At 43.6% G+C, this 15,243-nt stretch carries 12 protein-coding genes; 3 read left to right on the forward strand and 9 right to left on the reverse strand.

Annotation, left to right across the window (positions count from 1 at the left end; genetic code table 11):
* Window positions 1–4: 4 nt before the first annotated feature.
* Entirely contained in the window at window positions 5–463 is a 459-nt protein-coding gene (gene gspG / locus SWH54_12195; protein MDY6792018.1) for a type II secretion system major pseudopilin GspG, read from the reverse strand.
* A gap of 497 nt (window positions 464–960) precedes the next feature.
* Between gspG and SWH54_12200 the strand changes: the two genes are divergently transcribed.
* Together SWH54_12200 and SWH54_12205 are read left to right on the forward strand one after the other, a co-directional pair.
* Window positions 961–2,691 (forward strand): AAA family ATPase, encoded by a 1,731-nt coding sequence (locus SWH54_12200; GenBank protein ID MDY6792019.1) that lies wholly within the window; start codon window positions 961–963, stop codon window positions 2,689–2,691.
* A 124-nt stretch (window positions 2,692–2,815) separates the two neighbouring features.
* Window positions 2,816–3,487 carry a hypothetical protein gene (locus SWH54_12205; GenBank protein MDY6792020.1) on the forward strand — a complete coding sequence of 224 codons (672 nt, stop codon included), beginning with the start codon at window positions 2,816–2,818 and terminating at the stop codon, window positions 3,485–3,487.
* 117 nt (window positions 3,488–3,604) lie between these two features.
* Here the strand turns inward: SWH54_12205 and gspF are convergent, their stop codons facing one another.
* From gspF to SWH54_12235, 6 genes are all read right to left on the reverse strand, one after another.
* On the reverse strand, window positions 3,605–4,831 hold the full coding sequence (gspF, locus tag SWH54_12210; protein ID MDY6792021.1) for a type II secretion system inner membrane protein GspF: 1,227 nt from the start codon (window positions 4,829–4,831) through the stop codon (window positions 3,605–3,607).
* A 188-nt stretch (window positions 4,832–5,019) separates the two neighbouring features.
* Complete coding sequence (locus tag SWH54_12215; protein MDY6792022.1) at window positions 5,020–6,111, reverse strand: TIGR04283 family arsenosugar biosynthesis glycosyltransferase; 1,092 nt, start codon at window positions 6,109–6,111, stop codon at window positions 5,020–5,022.
* Between the two features lie 38 nt (window positions 6,112–6,149).
* The gene (locus SWH54_12220; GenBank protein MDY6792023.1) at window positions 6,150–7,919 is read right to left on the reverse strand and encodes a Na(+)/H(+) antiporter subunit D; all 1,770 of its coding nucleotides are present in this window, start codon (window positions 7,917–7,919) and stop codon (window positions 6,150–6,152) included.
* The gene (locus SWH54_12225) at window positions 7,912–8,154 is read right to left on the reverse strand and encodes a hypothetical protein (GenBank protein ID MDY6792024.1); all 243 of its coding nucleotides are present in this window, start codon (window positions 8,152–8,154) and stop codon (window positions 7,912–7,914) included. Before SWH54_12225 ends, SWH54_12220 begins: the two co-directional genes overlap by 8 nt.
* A 54-nt stretch (window positions 8,155–8,208) precedes the next feature.
* Entirely contained in the window at window positions 8,209–8,343 is a 135-nt protein-coding gene (locus tag SWH54_12230) for a hypothetical protein (protein ID MDY6792025.1), read from the reverse strand.
* A 3-nt stretch (window positions 8,344–8,346) separates the two neighbouring features.
* Window positions 8,347–9,825 (reverse strand): monovalent cation/H+ antiporter subunit D family protein, encoded by a 1,479-nt coding sequence (locus SWH54_12235; protein MDY6792026.1) that lies wholly within the window; start codon window positions 9,823–9,825, stop codon window positions 8,347–8,349.
* A gap of 418 nt (window positions 9,826–10,243) precedes the next feature.
* On the opposite strand from SWH54_12235, the gene SWH54_12240 reads away from it, so the two are divergent.
* Window positions 10,244–11,380: a DUF1189 family protein gene (locus SWH54_12240; protein ID MDY6792027.1), complete on the forward strand. Its 1,137-nt coding sequence runs from the start codon at window positions 10,244–10,246 to the stop codon at window positions 11,378–11,380.
* Here the strand turns inward: SWH54_12240 and SWH54_12245 are convergent.
* Both SWH54_12245 and SWH54_12250 read right to left on the reverse strand, forming a co-directional pair.
* A complete protein-coding gene (locus SWH54_12245; GenBank protein ID MDY6792028.1) occupies window positions 11,328–12,893 on the reverse strand; it encodes a GAF domain-containing protein in 1,566 nt (521 codons plus the stop codon). The genes SWH54_12240 and SWH54_12245 overlap by 53 nt on opposite strands.
* A 200-nt stretch (window positions 12,894–13,093) precedes the next feature.
* The gene (locus tag SWH54_12250) at window positions 13,094–14,764 is read right to left on the reverse strand and encodes an electron transfer flavoprotein-ubiquinone oxidoreductase (GenBank protein MDY6792029.1); all 1,671 of its coding nucleotides are present in this window, start codon (window positions 14,762–14,764) and stop codon (window positions 13,094–13,096) included.
* Window positions 14,765–15,243 lie beyond the last annotated feature (479 nt).

A 15,243-nucleotide genomic window follows, 5' to 3' on the forward strand; every position in this document is an offset into this window, starting at 1 on the left:
CCTACTATTCTTCTATCTCCCAGCTGTTGATATCCTTATTAAACTCCTCGCCTCCGGATACGCCGTCTGCGCCGTAGGAAATAATGTCATAATCTCCGTGAACTCCCGGCGAAAGGTATACAAATTCGTTTCCCCAAGGATCTTTGGGAACCTTTCCTTTTTCAAGATAGCCCCCTTTGCGCCACTTTTTGGGCAAATTCCCGGTCTGGGGCTCGTCAACCAGCGCCTGCAATCCCTGTTCGGTGGATGGATAGATGCCGTTGTCCAGTTTATATAGCTTTATAGCTGTTTCCAGGCTTTCCATCTGAACCCTTGCCTTTACCTGTTTGGCCTCATCCGGCCTGCCCATTAACCTGGGCGCAATAAAACTAACCAAGATTCCCAGAATCACAATCACTACCATCAGTTCAATCAGCGTAAATCCATGGTTTGTTTTAAGTTCATGAAAAATATGGTTTTTCATTATACCTCCTAATTTAAGCAAGTATCGTACCAGTTTAACATCTGATTTATATGATATTATTATTAAAAATGCAAATCAATAAAAATGAGGAGCAGGTTGAGAGGTGTGGGCTCGATATATCGGAATGAAGGAGGGCTAAAATTACTATAAAATCAGATATCGCGGGTAATGGTGAATCGTCAACCGGCAATTTTTGCTGTTTTTTATCTCAATTTGACACAAGGAAGATATGCATTTATAATAATCAGTTAAATTATTGGCAGATTTAGCACTAACGTGTTAAAATAAATTGGACGGTTTGGTAAGAATTTTCATTCCTGCGATGTGCAGCATTTCGTAATCATTCAACGTACCATTAGTACGCCTCATGGTTACAAAATTTACGCGTTTTGAATTTGAGCTTTTTGCGAAACTTCCTAAATCGTATTTTTGCCAGTGATAATTTTTTGAGTTAGCGAAACAAAAAATATCCATGCGAAACAGCAGGAGCTAGATATATGTATAATAACTTCTTTGGGTTCAGGGAGGGACCGTTTCAGCTGGTGCCGAATCCTGAATACCTTTTTTTGAGCAGAAGCCATGAAGAAACCATGGCCAATCTGAATTATGCCATTTACCAAGGTGAAGGGTTTGTGGAGATTACCGGTGAAGTGGGGACAGGGAAGACCACACTTTGCCGGGCGTTTCTGGAGAAAATAGAAAAGGAGACGGAAGCGGCTTATATCTTTAACCCGAAACTTGATCCAATACAGCTATTAAAGGCCATTAACGATGAGTTTGGAATTGGTTCGGACAAAAATACCATCAAAGAACTGATCGACACTTTAAATGCCTTTCTGATGAAACAAAAGGCTTCAGGGAAAAATGTCGTTCTGATCGTTGACGAAGCACAGAATCTTTCCAATGAGGTCCTGGAACAGCTCCGACTGTTATCCAATCTGGAAACAAATAAAAGCAAGCTTCTGCAAATTATCATGGTGGGACAGCCCGAACTGAAAGACATGCTTGACTCCCATGAACTCAGACAGCTTGGGCAGAGGATAAACGTAAGCTCTCATCTCCTTCCTTTAACCGCAAAAGAGACCATAGAATACATACAGCACCGAATCCATATTGCTTCCCGGAAGCCCGGAACCAAATTTACCAGGCTGGCCTTCTATTTTATCTATAAGTTTTCAAGGGGTATTCCAAGATTAATTAATATTTTATGTGACCGGTCTCTTTTGACCGCATACAGCCTTGATCAGCACCAGATTACGGCAGGTATTGTTCGATCTTCAATAAAGGAACTCACCGGCAGGGGGTTTGTCAAACATTATTCGTTTTGGGAAGGGAAAAATGCACTGCTGGTGATCCTCCTGTTATGCATCGCGCTGGTAGTGGTTACTTTTTACCGCCCAGGCACTGACGATATAAGCGTATCGACGGTAAAACAGGAAAAGCGAATTTTAGAAAAATCAGACGAAAACGCGGTTCGGAAAAAAATATTGCATCCTGTGGCTTCCAAAGAAAAACAGCCCGTTATTCCGGGAAAATCTTTTTTAGATCGACCACCTGATTCCAAGGCCTCTGGTTCAAAACAGATAGACAATCTGGGGGCATATCTTAAATCCGCGCAAACCCGTTCATCAAGAAGCATGGCGCTGAAAGCCGCCTTTTCATTGTGGAATACATCAACGGCAATCAAACCGCACCTGGATGAGCTGGAAGACGATTTGGCTTTTTTCAAGCTTGCAGCCAAAGAAAAATCGCTTTTGATCCATCGGATTAAGGGTAACTTAAAAGGAGTAAAAAAATTAAACCTTCCGGCTATCCTTGAATTATCTGCTCCTGACATCTCATTACCCAGGTATCTTGCCATACAAAAAATGGACGATGGCCTGGTTACATTCAAAGTTAAAGACAGTCTGATCGTGGTGAAACCTGATGAAATTAAAAAATACTGGTCCGGCAGGGCGTATATATTATGGAAGAATCTTTTTTCTTACCAAGGAACCATTCCACTTACTTCTCCAAAAGATTCCATTATCGCACTAAAAATGCATCTGCACGATATGGGATATGATCAGATTAAAATAAATTCGGTTTACGACGACCAGACAAAGGCAGCGGTAAAAAATATTCAAAAAAAGTATGGCTTAAAGGCGGATGGCCTGGTGGGTCCTTTAACCAAAATCGTCCTTTATAATGAAAAAAAATCATTAAACATACCAAACATTACCAATTGAAGCCTGGCGGTTTGGAAGATTACAGGCCGGGTGGTTTATACCGCTTAACGATAGCTCAATCCGTAAAATTTGGGCGAGCGAAATATGGAATTTAATTTTCGCGAGTCATATAGGAGCTTTAACATTGAGTTCCATACTAAAAGCGTTAAGAAAACTTGAAGAAGAAACACCCACCCATGGTGACAGCCAGCCATATCCGGTAGATGTTAAAAAGACGGTTGAAAATGGAGTAATAAAAAAGCAACGGTACTTTAAGTTTTTTTTAATCGTCTTTTCAGCCATTTTTATCATTTCGGTAAGCCTGTTTTTACTATCCAGGCAAACTGCTCCAACAAAAAAAAATGTTCCGAATTCCATTCCGATTGTACGTAAAGGCATACCGGACAGGCCAAAGACGGAGAATGTAAAGATTGCCTCTGTTCCTGATTCAAAATCGCGTAAGCGGCGTGCAAAGCCTTCCAGCGGAATAAAAAAAGCAAAAAACCTGCCCGGTTATAGCAAAATGAAGACCTCTGCCTCAAGAGCGGTGAGGAAAAAAAAACCTTACCGGAGCAACCACACCAAACCAAAGCCCGCAAAATCGTCTCTTCCCTTTAAATCAGCTGCAGGCAGCGGTCTGAAACTTCAAGCAATTGCCTGGAGCAGTGATCCCAAGCAGAGCATTGCGGTGGTGAACGGCCGTATACTTCGTGAAGGAAGCAGTGTCGAAGGCACTTTGATCATCAAAATTGATAAGAATGATGTATCTTTTCAAAAAGGAGGTGAGCAGTGGAGGCAAAAATTCGGACCGCAATAGCCAAGAGCAGTCCTTCGGCCTCTTAGAGCATTCACCTGCGGCGGATGTTAGGCCTAAAGCGTAGTGTGTTTTAAGAGAAGAGATCCTCAAAGGCAGTTCTCATCAAGCAAAGCACTTCTACATCACAAGCTGATTCATTTCAAAAATTGGCAGACATATGGAAAGGACGATAAAACCGACAATCACCCCCATGACAAGGATCATAATCGGTTCCAACATGGTTGTCATTCGCATCACGCTTGCTTCCACCTCGTTTTCAAATACGTCTGCCACTTTATTCAGCATTTCTTCCAACTGGCCGCTTTGCTCTCCCACCTGTATCATCTGAATGGAAAGATGGGGAAAGATATTTTTTGCCGCCAGTGCCGTGGCCAGGGCCTGGCCCTTACCTACTTCTTCGGTAGCTTGTTGAACATTATCTGAAATCAATATATTTTGTGCTGTATTTTTGGCAATCTCTAAGGCAGGGAGCATGGAAACACCGTTTTCAAGAAGCGAACCCAGGGTCCTGGTAAATCTGGCTATGGACAGCTTTTTGGTTAAAAGGCTGAGACCCGGCATAAAAAGCAGGGTTTTATCAAACAGGTAGCGTCCCTTTTTGGTTTTTTTAGCCCGGTGGATGGCCAACACTGCTGCCGATATAATGATAAGAAATCCCCACCAGTAGGATTTAAAACTATTGCTTATGGCGATTAAAAAACGGGTCGGTGCGGGAAGCACCTGGTTCATATCGGCAAAAATAGAAGTGATGCTGGGAACGATATAGACCAACAGGAAGAACAAAACAGCTGATCCGATAAAAAGCATTAAGACCGGATACACAAGTGCGGAAAGAATTTTGCTACGTAACGCCTGCTGCTTTTCAGTAATTTCCGCCAGACGCTCTAAAACAATTTCAAGGGTGCCGGAAGTTTCACCTGCCCGAACCATGTTAATATAAAGGGGGGGGAATATTCCCGGATAAAGTGAAAGGGCTCTTGCAAAGCTGTTTCCTTCAACGATGGAATCCTTTATACGGGCCAAATATTTTTGTAATGCGTGAGATTTGGTGCTTGGAATCAATGCGTCAATAGCGGATACCAGTGGAAATCCTGCACCCACCAGGGTTGAGAGTTGCCTGGTCATCATGGAAACCTCAGATGCTCTGGCACGTCTAAAAGGCCGCCAGGTACGATAGGCTCCGGACTCCTTTTTGGTCGGCGCGTCATCCACCTTCATTACCGAGACAGGAAAAATTCCACCTGAGCGAAGCTTTTGGCGCGCGGCCATCGCGCTGTCCGAATCTATAATACCGGAAGTGGTTTTTCCTTTTTTATCCAAAGCCTTATATTCAAATACGGGCATTTTCTTTAATATCTCATTGGGTTGAAAAAATTGATCTGTTTTTAATAGCATATCAAAAAATTATAAAAAATCAAGTTGTTAACAAAAAGGAATTAGAGGATGGAATCTACAACTAACCAATTAACGGGATCAAATTATTTAACCGTGAAATTTTACTGGTTGTCATAAATACGTTCAGTTTTTAAGGATCACAAAATGCTTTGTTTTTTACAGGATAGAAATGATCTGTCCGGCCGGAAGGTGTCTACCAGGAAAAAATAAGGGGTCAGCACAACCATATACCAGAAAAATGAAATGAGTGTGTTGAGGGCGTCACAGACAGAGTTGTTGGTAACCGGCCAAAAATAGTTGTCGTGGAATCTGAGAAATGGGTAATCTTTGTTTTTTTCAGCGGTGCGGCACAATACATCGAAAAAATAAAACATCTGCCAGGAGTTCTGACGGATATAACGCCCAATGTAAAACCAGGCACGGATGCTTGCAGAAAATCCAAGGTCATACACAAACATCTTGATAGCCGCTTCAAAATAGGGCTTTAACAACAGATATCCGGTTTCACTCTGGCTGGCGTAAATGGCTTTCGCTCTTTGAAAAAATTCCATGCGCCCGGTACTGTACAGCGCCATGAGCATGCCCATCAGTATATACCGGCGATGGAAGCCTTCGGTTTCAAAACGGCGGCCGGAAGTATATAATAGCCCGGGCAGGGTAATCCAGATCCCCCGGATTCTTATTTTCTCGGCCAGTTTCTGGTCCTCCAGGAAATGCTGACTTTCGTCAAAACCACCCAGGCTTTCAAAAAAAGAACGTCTTAATAGAAGTCCTTGATCGCCGTTGGTGGTATTTATTCTGTTGAAATGTGTTTTGCCTTCAGCATATCTGAATGACATGTTGTTGATTTGGGTCGTGCGGATGAATTTAAGGGGGAAATGTCCGGCCACTCTGTCATGATCGGCATGAGTAATTGCTGTGCCCCAGTGTTCGAGAGCATTGGCCAACAGAAGTGGGTCTTTGATTCTCGTATCCGCGTGCAAAAAAAGAAGATTGTTCCCGGTAGATTTTCTGAATCCCGCGTTGAGCTGACTGGCCCTCCCGCCAGGTGCCTTCACAATGACGGGCCCAAAGGGACGGCAGCGTTCTATGGTTTCATCCGTAGAGCCGCCGTCAGAAATGATAATTTGCAGGTTCACATTTTTTTGTGCCTTCAGGTCAGCCAGCAAAAGCGGCAGGTAGCCCTGTTCATTCAGGGCGGGGATTATGACCGAAAGGTTAAGGCCCATGGCTTATTGCTTATCCCTGCACGAGGATAGAGGGTTGTTTATAATCCGACAAAAAAGATCACTGCCAACAGCATCAGGAAAAAGACCGACAGAAGAACAGAAATTCCTGCCGGCATAAGATTGACAGTCTCCGGTTTGGCATCCTCATTATACCCCTCAGGGGATATGGCCTCTTTACCGACCGTTTGATTATAAAAATCAATCAGGCTGATCAGAGGTTTTCTGCTGACTGCACCCAGTTTTTCCGGAAGGAACTTTATAAACAGAAAGTCGCATATGTGAGCAATTTTCAGGGAAATACCGGTGATAACAGTTACAACCAATCTGGAGCCTTTGCGGTAAAACCAGTCGGTATCCAGGTTGATTGCTCTTAGTTCGGCAGGATAATACCCTGAAAGGATCAGCAGGGTAAAAGCCAGGGCACCGAACATCAGCAGTTGAAGCTGGCCCACGATGTGTGCACCTGTGTAAGGGACATAATCTACCGGGTTGGGCAAAATATCGTATAAGGGCTGGGGAAATAAGCCGATAAAAACACATAAAAAGGCGGCCATCCCCATGGCAATCATCATGTTCAGCGGAGGTTCTTTGGCCCGGATACCGGAGTCGTGGCCGAAAAAGGTAAAGAAGGGGACTTTGATCCCGGCGTGATGAAATACACCGGCCGAAGCAAATTGCAGGATGAGCCAGACAACGGTCAGTTTATGATGCCCTGCGGCGCTGATGATCATGGATTTGCTGATAAAACCACTGAACATGGGAAAGGCGGAAATAGACGCTGCACCAATCATACAGAACAAACAGGTGATCGGCATGGTTTTGTACAAACCTCCAAGATCGGTGCACCTTATCTTGCCGGTCACATGGAGAACCGCACCTGCGGACATGAACAGCAAGGCTTTGTAAAGGATGTGACAGAACGCATGGGAAACGGTTCCGTTAATGGCCAGTGCGGTTCCTATTCCGACACCGCACATCATAAAGCCGACCTGGTTGATCAGGCTGTAAGCCAGTACCCGGCGTATGTCATTTTCCAAAACCGCATAGAATATGGGTATGGCGGTCATTAAGGCACCCAGCCAGATCAGGAGCTCTGCTCCCGGGAAAATACGCGCCATTACATATACGGCGCTTTTGGTGGTAAAAGCGCTTAAAAAAACCGCTCCTGTGACTGTGGCTTCAGGATAGGCATCCTGCAACCAGGGGTGCAGGGGAGGAATTGCCGCATTGACCGCGATACCCAAAAATATCAGATAGGCTTCAAGCCCTTTAAGCTCCATGTAGGCAAACTCAGTGGTTCCTGTTTTGCTGACATAGATGATGATTCCAGCCAAAAGAAAGAGGCCTCCGACCACGTGAACCAGTATGTATCGAAATGCAGCGGCGTGTGATTTTGCAGTCCGGCGGGCAAGGATTAAAAATGTAGATGCCACGGCCATTATTTCCCAGAAGATATAAAGCGAAAAAAAATCACCGGCAAAGGTGACCCCCAGAGCCCCTCCGGCATATATCAGACCTGCCACATGCTGGACATCATCTTCTACTTTGATTGCAAAAAGGATGGCTATAAACGATATGATGGAGAAAATATAGCCGAATACCAGGCTCAGGCGATCAATGCGGCCAAAAATTAAGTCGTAATCAAGCAGGCGGACCACCCAGTGCTTTCCTTCAGGAATGGACACCAGTATGTAAAATGCAAGCACCGGAAGAAGGAGCATGTAGGCCGACTTGATTTTACCTTTTAAAATCGGGATAAATAAAGCACCGATTATAAATATGGCTGCAGGAGGAATCGAATTAATCATAGTAATTTTCTTTTCTTTTGACTATTTTGCGCAATATTTTTGCGATAAATATTAAAGCCACACAAGAGACAAACCCATAAACGGCAAAAAATTCAGGCGCAGCTTCCCAGGGGAAATCGCCATGTTTATGAACGAAGAAATCAGCAATTAACAGGATGGCAAGGGATGCATAAAAAATATATAAAAGTTTATTCACATTTTCGGGTTTATCGAAAATCTTTAATTCTTTTTTCATTTGACCTTCATCTCCATTATTCGGTTAAGCCGGAAAAATAAAACGTAAACAGTGCTAAAAACTTCTCCAGAAAATAATACCCAGCCATAACACAGCGATTATGATGGCGGCATGAAATATTGTTACATATACCGGAATGGGCTCGTGTGAGAGCTCCATCTTCTCTTCGGGTGCTTTTTCTTCACTCATCGCCTATTCTCCTACCAGTCCTATGGCTGCCATTTTTGCCAACTTTATAAAAAAACCAGGATAAATAAATAGCAGCAAAGATACAAATGCGGTAAATACCGGCGGGGCGATTGCCATCCAAGGGGCTTCCTGGATTTTTACCGGCCCTTGGTCATCACCATCGGTAAAAAAGGCATGATAGGCGATGGGCAGAAAGTAGGCCGCATTTAGCAAAGAACTGGTTAGAATCACAACCAGTATGGGAATCTGGTGACTATCAATGCATCCCAGTGCCAGATACCATTTGCTTAAAAATCCGCCAAAAGGGGGCATGCCGATGACACTTAAAGAGCCGAAAAAGAATGCAGCCATAGTAACCGGCATTTTTTTCCCCAACCCTTTCATTTCGCTGATATTTTTTATTCCGGTATTGACCAGAATCGCTCCGGCACAGAAAAAGAGGGTGATTTTACCAAAGGCGTGCATGACAATGTGAAGCATTCCTCCGGATATGCCTGAGACGCTGATCAAACCTCCGGCCAGAACGATATAAGACAACTGGCCCACCGTGGAGTAAGCCAGTCTGGCCTTTAAGTTATCCTGCTTGAGTGCAAAAAGCGAAGCCACAATAATGGTGATGGAGGCAAAATAGAGCAAAAAGACATCTAAAGAGAGACTGTTAAGCAGGTCTGTTCCAAATATATATAAGCAAACTCGCAATACGGAAAACACGCCGACTTTAACCACCGCAACTGCATGCAGCAATGCGCTGACAGGTGTTGGAGCAACCATGGCAGATGGCAACCATGCATGTATGGGCATGATGGCCGCCTTTCCGATTCCGGCAATAAACAGAAGAAACATCACTGTAAGAACAGTAGTTGAGGCTGCGCCGGTCAATATTCCCTGATTTAAAAAGTCCAGTGTGCCGGTGAGGTGGTAAGTTAATATGACTGCCGGGAGAAAAAAGGCAATGGATCCCCCCATGAGATAGGTCAAATATTTTCTGCCCGAAGCACGCGACTGTGCGTCCTGGTGATGGGTGACCAGAGAATAGGTGGAAAGGGACAGCATTTCGTAAAACAGGTAAAGAGTAAGGAGGTTGGCGGAAAATGCAACCCCCACAGCCGATGAAAGAGCCAAGGCAAAATAGCTGAAATAACGGGTTTGGGAATGCTCTTTCAGAGGTCGCATATACCCGATGGAATAGACGGTGGTTACAATCCACAAAGACGAGGAAACCATGGCGAAAAGAAGACCAAAGGCATCTACTTTAAAAGCAATTCCGACTCCGGGAAGGATTTCAACCAAATGATAGACTATCTTTTGCCCTCCAAGAACCACAGGCAGCATGGAGGCGATAATGGCGAATTTTATAAATGCAATAACGAAAGTCCAGAATTCTCTTAAGTTCGGTTTTTTATGAGAGGCAATAATAAGAATGGGGCAGAAAAATGAAAGTGCGATCGCTACAAAAGGTTTGATAGATGTCACTGTTTCCATAATACAGTTAGGGACTCCGTGAGAAAGTCATCAATAGAGGTCTTGGCAAAACGGCACTTTTCGTAGGTCTCTAAAAATGAATATGCTGGCTAAATGTTTTTAAGTACAGGCACTACAGACAGGATGCCTGTACTGTCTTAGCCGGCGCTGATTTTTTTCCATAGCTGTTCAAGCTGACAGGCCTTCAAAAAATACGGCGTATATAAATCAGGAATCCTTAAATGTCAAAGAAAAACGTATTCTTCCCTCTGTTTTTAAAACGCTGTGGCAGCCACCTTGCAGCTTGACAGGAGCGTTTCGTTTTCCTATGCTGCCGGGAAAAATATCGTTGTAGGCTTGCCACACACCCGGTATTAAACTCAATATCGATTAGCCTGAAAACTGGCCAAATATTATATTCTAAACGGGAAATGATGAAGTGAAAAACTACAAAATTGTTTTTGAAGGTAAAATTGCCGAAGGCCATGGTATGGAAGATGTAAAAAAAAACCTGGCCGCTTTATATCAAGTGGATGTGGGTGAAATCCAGCGTCTCTTTACCGGACGCCCGATCGTGTTAAAAGAGAATCTCGATTATCAAACCGCCATCAACGACAAGGAGACCTTTGAAAAAACGGGTGCGGTTTGCTCGATTATTTCCGGTAAAACAGACGCTGCACCTTCCGCAGCACCCGATGGAGAAGCAAAGCGCAGCACGACCGGCAATAAGCCAGGGCAGCCTCAATCACTGCTTCAGCCCCCGCCTTTAAGAACAAACCGGCGGCGATATACCATTTTTCACCCCCTGTTCATGTCGTTTTATTCAAAGGGTTTTTACCGGGATGTGGCGCAAAACTGGAAAAATTATGCGTTTCTTTATCTGCTATTTCTGCTGGCTTTGTGTTCGGTGGTGAAAACAGTTAAAATTCATTATGATTTGGCTGATTTTATAACCACACATGCCCCGGCATTTATCAGCCAAATCCCTGCGGTAACCTTTTCAAATGGCAAGGCATCCACAGACCAGGACAAAACCTATGTGATCAAAGATCCTAAAAGTGGCCAAGACCTCATTATTGTTGATACCACCGGTCAGGTCAATTCTCTGAATGACACAAACGCAGTCATGCTTCTCACCGAAACAAAGCTTATCGTTAAAAAAAGTGACAGAGAAACCCAGGTGTTTGCCCTGTCAGACATTGAAGATTTCAGGCTTGATCAGGATGTGGTCTACGGCTGGCTTGGAATTGTGCAAAAATGGCTGGCTGTGGTATTTTTTCCTTTTCTGGTGTTGGGTTCGTTTTTGTACCGGCTGGTTCAGGTCTTGATTTATGGGATAATCGGAATGCTGTTTGCAAGTATCCTTAAAACGGATATTGAATTTCAATCCCTGATCAGTATCAGCATCATGGCCATTACTCCGGTGGTTATGATAGATGTTTTTATGGGGCCGCCCGGCATATCAGCTGTGTTATGGAAGCTGGTGTGTTTTTTAATTGCCATGGGATATCTTTTTTGGGGTATCAAGGCCAATTCAGCACCCCGCGATCAATCAAATATTTTTTTAGAGCAGTGACAATATTTTCATCGAACGTGGTGCCGATGTCCTTTTCAATAATAGCAAATGCGAGTTCGGGTGAAAGGGCTTTGTGATAGTATCTTTTGGCGGTTAACGCCTCGAAAACATCTGCAACCGCGATGATTTTTGACATAAAGGGAATGTCTTGGGATTTAAGACCGTAATATCCCGATCCATCCAGTCGCTCGTGATGGCAGGAGGCAATTTTTGCCACACTGCGATATTTTCGCGTAAAATACATTTTGTCTAAAATTTTTCGTGTGATCGCCACATGCTGTTTTACCTGTTCGTATTCCAGATGGGATAATTTGCCCTGTTTTTTTAAAATATGGTCATCAATACCTATCTTGCCGTAATCATGCAGCAGGGCCGCCACGCTGAGAATATCAATTTCTGTTTCCTTAAACCCCAGCTCGCCGGCGATTCCCACAGCATACTGGGTTACTTTTTGCGAATGCCCTGCGGTCAGAGGGTCTCTTGCATCAATGGAGGCAGCCATCACTTCTAAAATGCTTTTGAATTGTCTGTGCTGCTGCTGAAAAAGTATGGCGTTTTCTAATGATATGGCCACACTGGAAGAAAGAGCCATCAAATGATCTTCATCAGAGTCGGAAAAGTTGGTATCTTTCTTATTTATTGCCTGGATGACTCCGAGCACCTCACCGGCCTGATTTTTTACCGGTACGCACAGAATGCATCGTGTCCGGTAACCGGTTTTTTCATCCGTGCTTCTGTCAAAACGAGGGTCTGCATAGGCATCATCTATGTTCAGCGTTTGGCCGGTAATGGCAACCAGGCCTGCGATGCCCAGGTTCAAGTGTAAACGAATATCTTTCCCTTCATGTCCTATGGTTGCGATCGAATAAAGCTCCCCTTTATCATTATTAATGAGAAAAACAGATCCACGTTCGCACCGCGTTGATTCACAAAGTTCATCAATAAGTGCTTTTGCTTTGTCTCTGTCCGGTGTAATGGTGAAGTCGGTTTCATTAAGTGCTGAAATTTTTTTTTGTACTCGCTTTTCGTCTTCTACGGTAAAAAAACCGGCCTTTTTATTGAGAAGCTCCATGGCACCGATGATGCGGCTGTTTTTAAAATAAAGGGGAGCGGCGATGATGCTTTCTGTTTTAAAGCCTGTAATTTCATCTACATCCGGGTTGAATCTCGGGTCTTCGTACGCATTTGCCACATTAACCAGCCGTTTGGTTAAAACACACAGGCCGACAATACCCATTCTCAGCTTGATGCGAATTTTATCAACTTCCAGATCTTCGGCAAATTTTGTCCAAAGCTCCATGCGATCAAAGTCGAGCAGAAACAAGGTACTTCGATCTGCATTAAGGAATTGGGAAATTTCGGTAATAATAAGAGGCAGGAGTTGGTTGAAGCTTCTTTCTATGCCGATTTTCTTTTCTATATCAATAAATTTTCTTAAATGCTCATTTTCGGCTTGAAGTTCACCAACTGCTTTGATTAATTCAGCAATATCTCTGGAGGACTTATTTTTCATTTTGGCCCTCTTATGATGAGACCTTTGCAAAACGGCACTTTAGTGGAGCTTCAACGCTATCTTCAAAATATTTTACATACAGATGCCTGTCCCGCTATATCATAGCGGAGCGGTTGATCCGTCTGACTGAGGCGGATCGTCTTCCTTGAATCTGAACATAAATTTCCATTTTCAAAGGTCTCATGTTAATAATGGTGGTTTCAGACTATGGTGTAGCCGGGGCCCTCTCCTCCTTCAGGGCAAGTCCAGATGATATTTTTATACGGGTCCTTGATGTCACAGGTTTTGCAGTGAAAACAATTGGACGGATTCAACTTAAGCCGTCTTTTTGATGTATTTTCGTCAAGTTCTATCTCATATACATTGCCTGGGCAAAATCTTGTGCACGGACACCGGTAGGTGTTATAGCACTCATTGACGCACAAATCGGTGTCGCGAACAATAATATGGCAAGGTTCATCTTCCCGATGCATGGTTTTGGATAAATAAACGCCGGTCAGCTTATCCACGTATAGAACACCGTCATAAGTTTTTTTATCAGTCTTTGATTCAATCTCCTGCTCAGCTTTTACCGGCTTTAGGGTCTGGCAATCTTCCTCAAGGGGCATTCTGTCAAAAATGCCTCGTCCTTTGGTAACGTATTGAGCACCAAGGTGAAAAAATTTCATCAGGCCTTTTTTAGCTAACGCCTGGGAGTAGTTTCTTCCTTCATAAATTTCTTTCTTCAGCCAGCTTTTTTCAAACAGCTCCTGGTAATACCCAAGGGTTTCCTTAGACAGGCTGTCCTTTTCAAAAGCATGGACAATGGCTTCGGCTGCCAGCATACCGGATTTCATGGACACATGAATGCCTTTTAAAGCGGGCGTATTGTGCATTGCTGCACCTGCACCGATGAAAAGAGCGCCATTTACGGCCAGTTCGGGTATTGAAAAGTAACCGCCGGTGGGAACCGTCCTGGCACTTTGTTCAATGACCTTCCCACCGCTGATTATTTTGGCCACAAACGGGTGTTTTTTAAATTCGATAAAAAGCTCAAACGGATCGAGCCCGGGATCTTCATAGCAAAGTGCAGTGAGATATCCTATTGAAATTTTGCCCTCCTTCATTTCATAGATAAAACCGCCTCCGGGAGTACCCAGACCTAGGGGATAACCGAAAGCATGTATATCGTTCCCTTTGCTGGTGGCAAAATAGTTATCTTCCGAAAGCTGAATCACCTCTTTGATACCGGTTTCATACACCTGAGGCATTTTTCCTGAAGCAATTTGAAGCTTTTCTTCAACATCCTTTATCAAGCTTCCCCTTGCCCCTTCCCCGAATACAGTCACCTTTGCCATAAGGTCGATTCCGGGTTCGAAGTTTTCTTTGGGTTTGCCGTCCTTTCCCAGGCCTTTGTCTCCTGTTCGGATGCCGATAATTGTTTTTCCATCATCGGCGTAAAGAACTTCTTTTCCGTCAAAACCGGGAAAAATATTTACCCCGAGATCTTCGGCAATTCCTCCCAGCCATCTGGTAAATTTTGAAAGACTTATAATATAAAAACCCTTGTTATGAAGATACCTGGGCTTTAAGGGGAGTTTATTGGCCTTATTTTTGGTGAGAAAATAAAACTCATCATCCCTGACAGTGGTTTCAATTGGACAGGCTTTTTCCTTATAATCAGCCATAAGCTCTTTTAAAGCAATCGGGTTCAATACGGCACCGCTTACGGCATGGGATCCGATTTCCGCCCCTTTTTCAATCAAGGCCACTTCAAGAGAAATATTTTTCTCTTTGGCAAGCTGCATGAGTTTTATCGCGCCCGCAAGGCTGGCGGGGCCACCACCAACAAAAAGGACATCAAAATCAATAGTTTCACGTTCTGGACTCATTTTTTCTCCTTTCTAGTTTGATTACAAAATCGTGTATCACGACCAATCATTTTTGTAAATTGTTTAAGCAAAAATATGAAGGAGAGTGAACTTATATTCAGTTTAAACGATGAAAACTCGCACCCCACATATTTCAAAGCAGCTGTGATAAAAACAACTCGCGAGAAAATTATATGCGGCTATAATATATCTGTGGAAAAAATACAATTGCAATAAATCGGTTTAAGGATGGAGCTTGAAGGTGTTTTTCCCAAGACGATATCTTTATCAGTGGGTGGATGCATCGATTCGGATCGATAGTTATGGTTTGACGCACAGATTATCTTTTCACCTGTTTGCGCAAAATCAGGGAATATGGCAGGGTAACCGCATTTGGAAATCATCCTGCCAGGACCTTGAATAAGTAATCGTTATCCCATCCGGCCCTGAGCCGTCTGGATTTAATGCTTTTTTTAAGTGAGGTTTCCCTTTTTATCATG

The organism is Thermodesulfobacteriota bacterium (assembly GCA_034189135.1).
Classification (GTDB): domain Bacteria; phylum Desulfobacterota; class Desulfobacteria; order Desulfobacterales; family JAUWMJ01; genus JAUWMJ01.

Excerpts from the sequence above, each read along its gene's own strand:
- gspG (MDY6792018.1), bottom strand. The coding sequence starts at position 463 with ATGAAAAACCATATTTTTCATGAACTTAAAACAAACCATGGATTTACG.
- SWH54_12200 (MDY6792019.1), top strand. The coding sequence starts at position 961 with ATGTATAATAACTTCTTTGGGTTCAGGGAGGGACCGTTTCAGCTGGTG.
- gspF (MDY6792021.1), bottom strand. The coding sequence starts at position 4,831 with ATGCCCGTATTTGAATATAAGGCTTTGGATAAAAAAGGAAAAACCACT.
- SWH54_12215 (MDY6792022.1), bottom strand. The coding sequence starts at position 6,111 with ATGGGCCTTAACCTTTCGGTCATAATCCCCGCCCTGAATGAACAGGGC.
- SWH54_12220 (MDY6792023.1), bottom strand. The coding sequence starts at position 7,919 with ATGATTAATTCGATTCCTCCTGCAGCCATATTTATAATCGGTGCTTTA.
- SWH54_12225 (MDY6792024.1), bottom strand. The coding sequence starts at position 8,154 with ATGAAAAAAGAATTAAAGATTTTCGATAAACCCGAAAATGTGAATAAA.
- SWH54_12230 (MDY6792025.1), bottom strand. The coding sequence starts at position 8,343 with ATGAGTGAAGAAAAAGCACCCGAAGAGAAGATGGAGCTCTCACACGAG.
- SWH54_12235 (MDY6792026.1), bottom strand. The coding sequence starts at position 9,825 with ATGGAAACAGTGACATCTATCAAACCTTTTGTAGCGATCGCACTTTCA.
- SWH54_12245 (MDY6792028.1), bottom strand. The coding sequence starts at position 12,893 with ATGAAAAATAAGTCCTCCAGAGATATTGCTGAATTAATCAAAGCAGTT.
- SWH54_12250 (MDY6792029.1), bottom strand. The coding sequence starts at position 14,764 with ATGAGTCCAGAACGTGAAACTATTGATTTTGATGTCCTTTTTGTTGGT.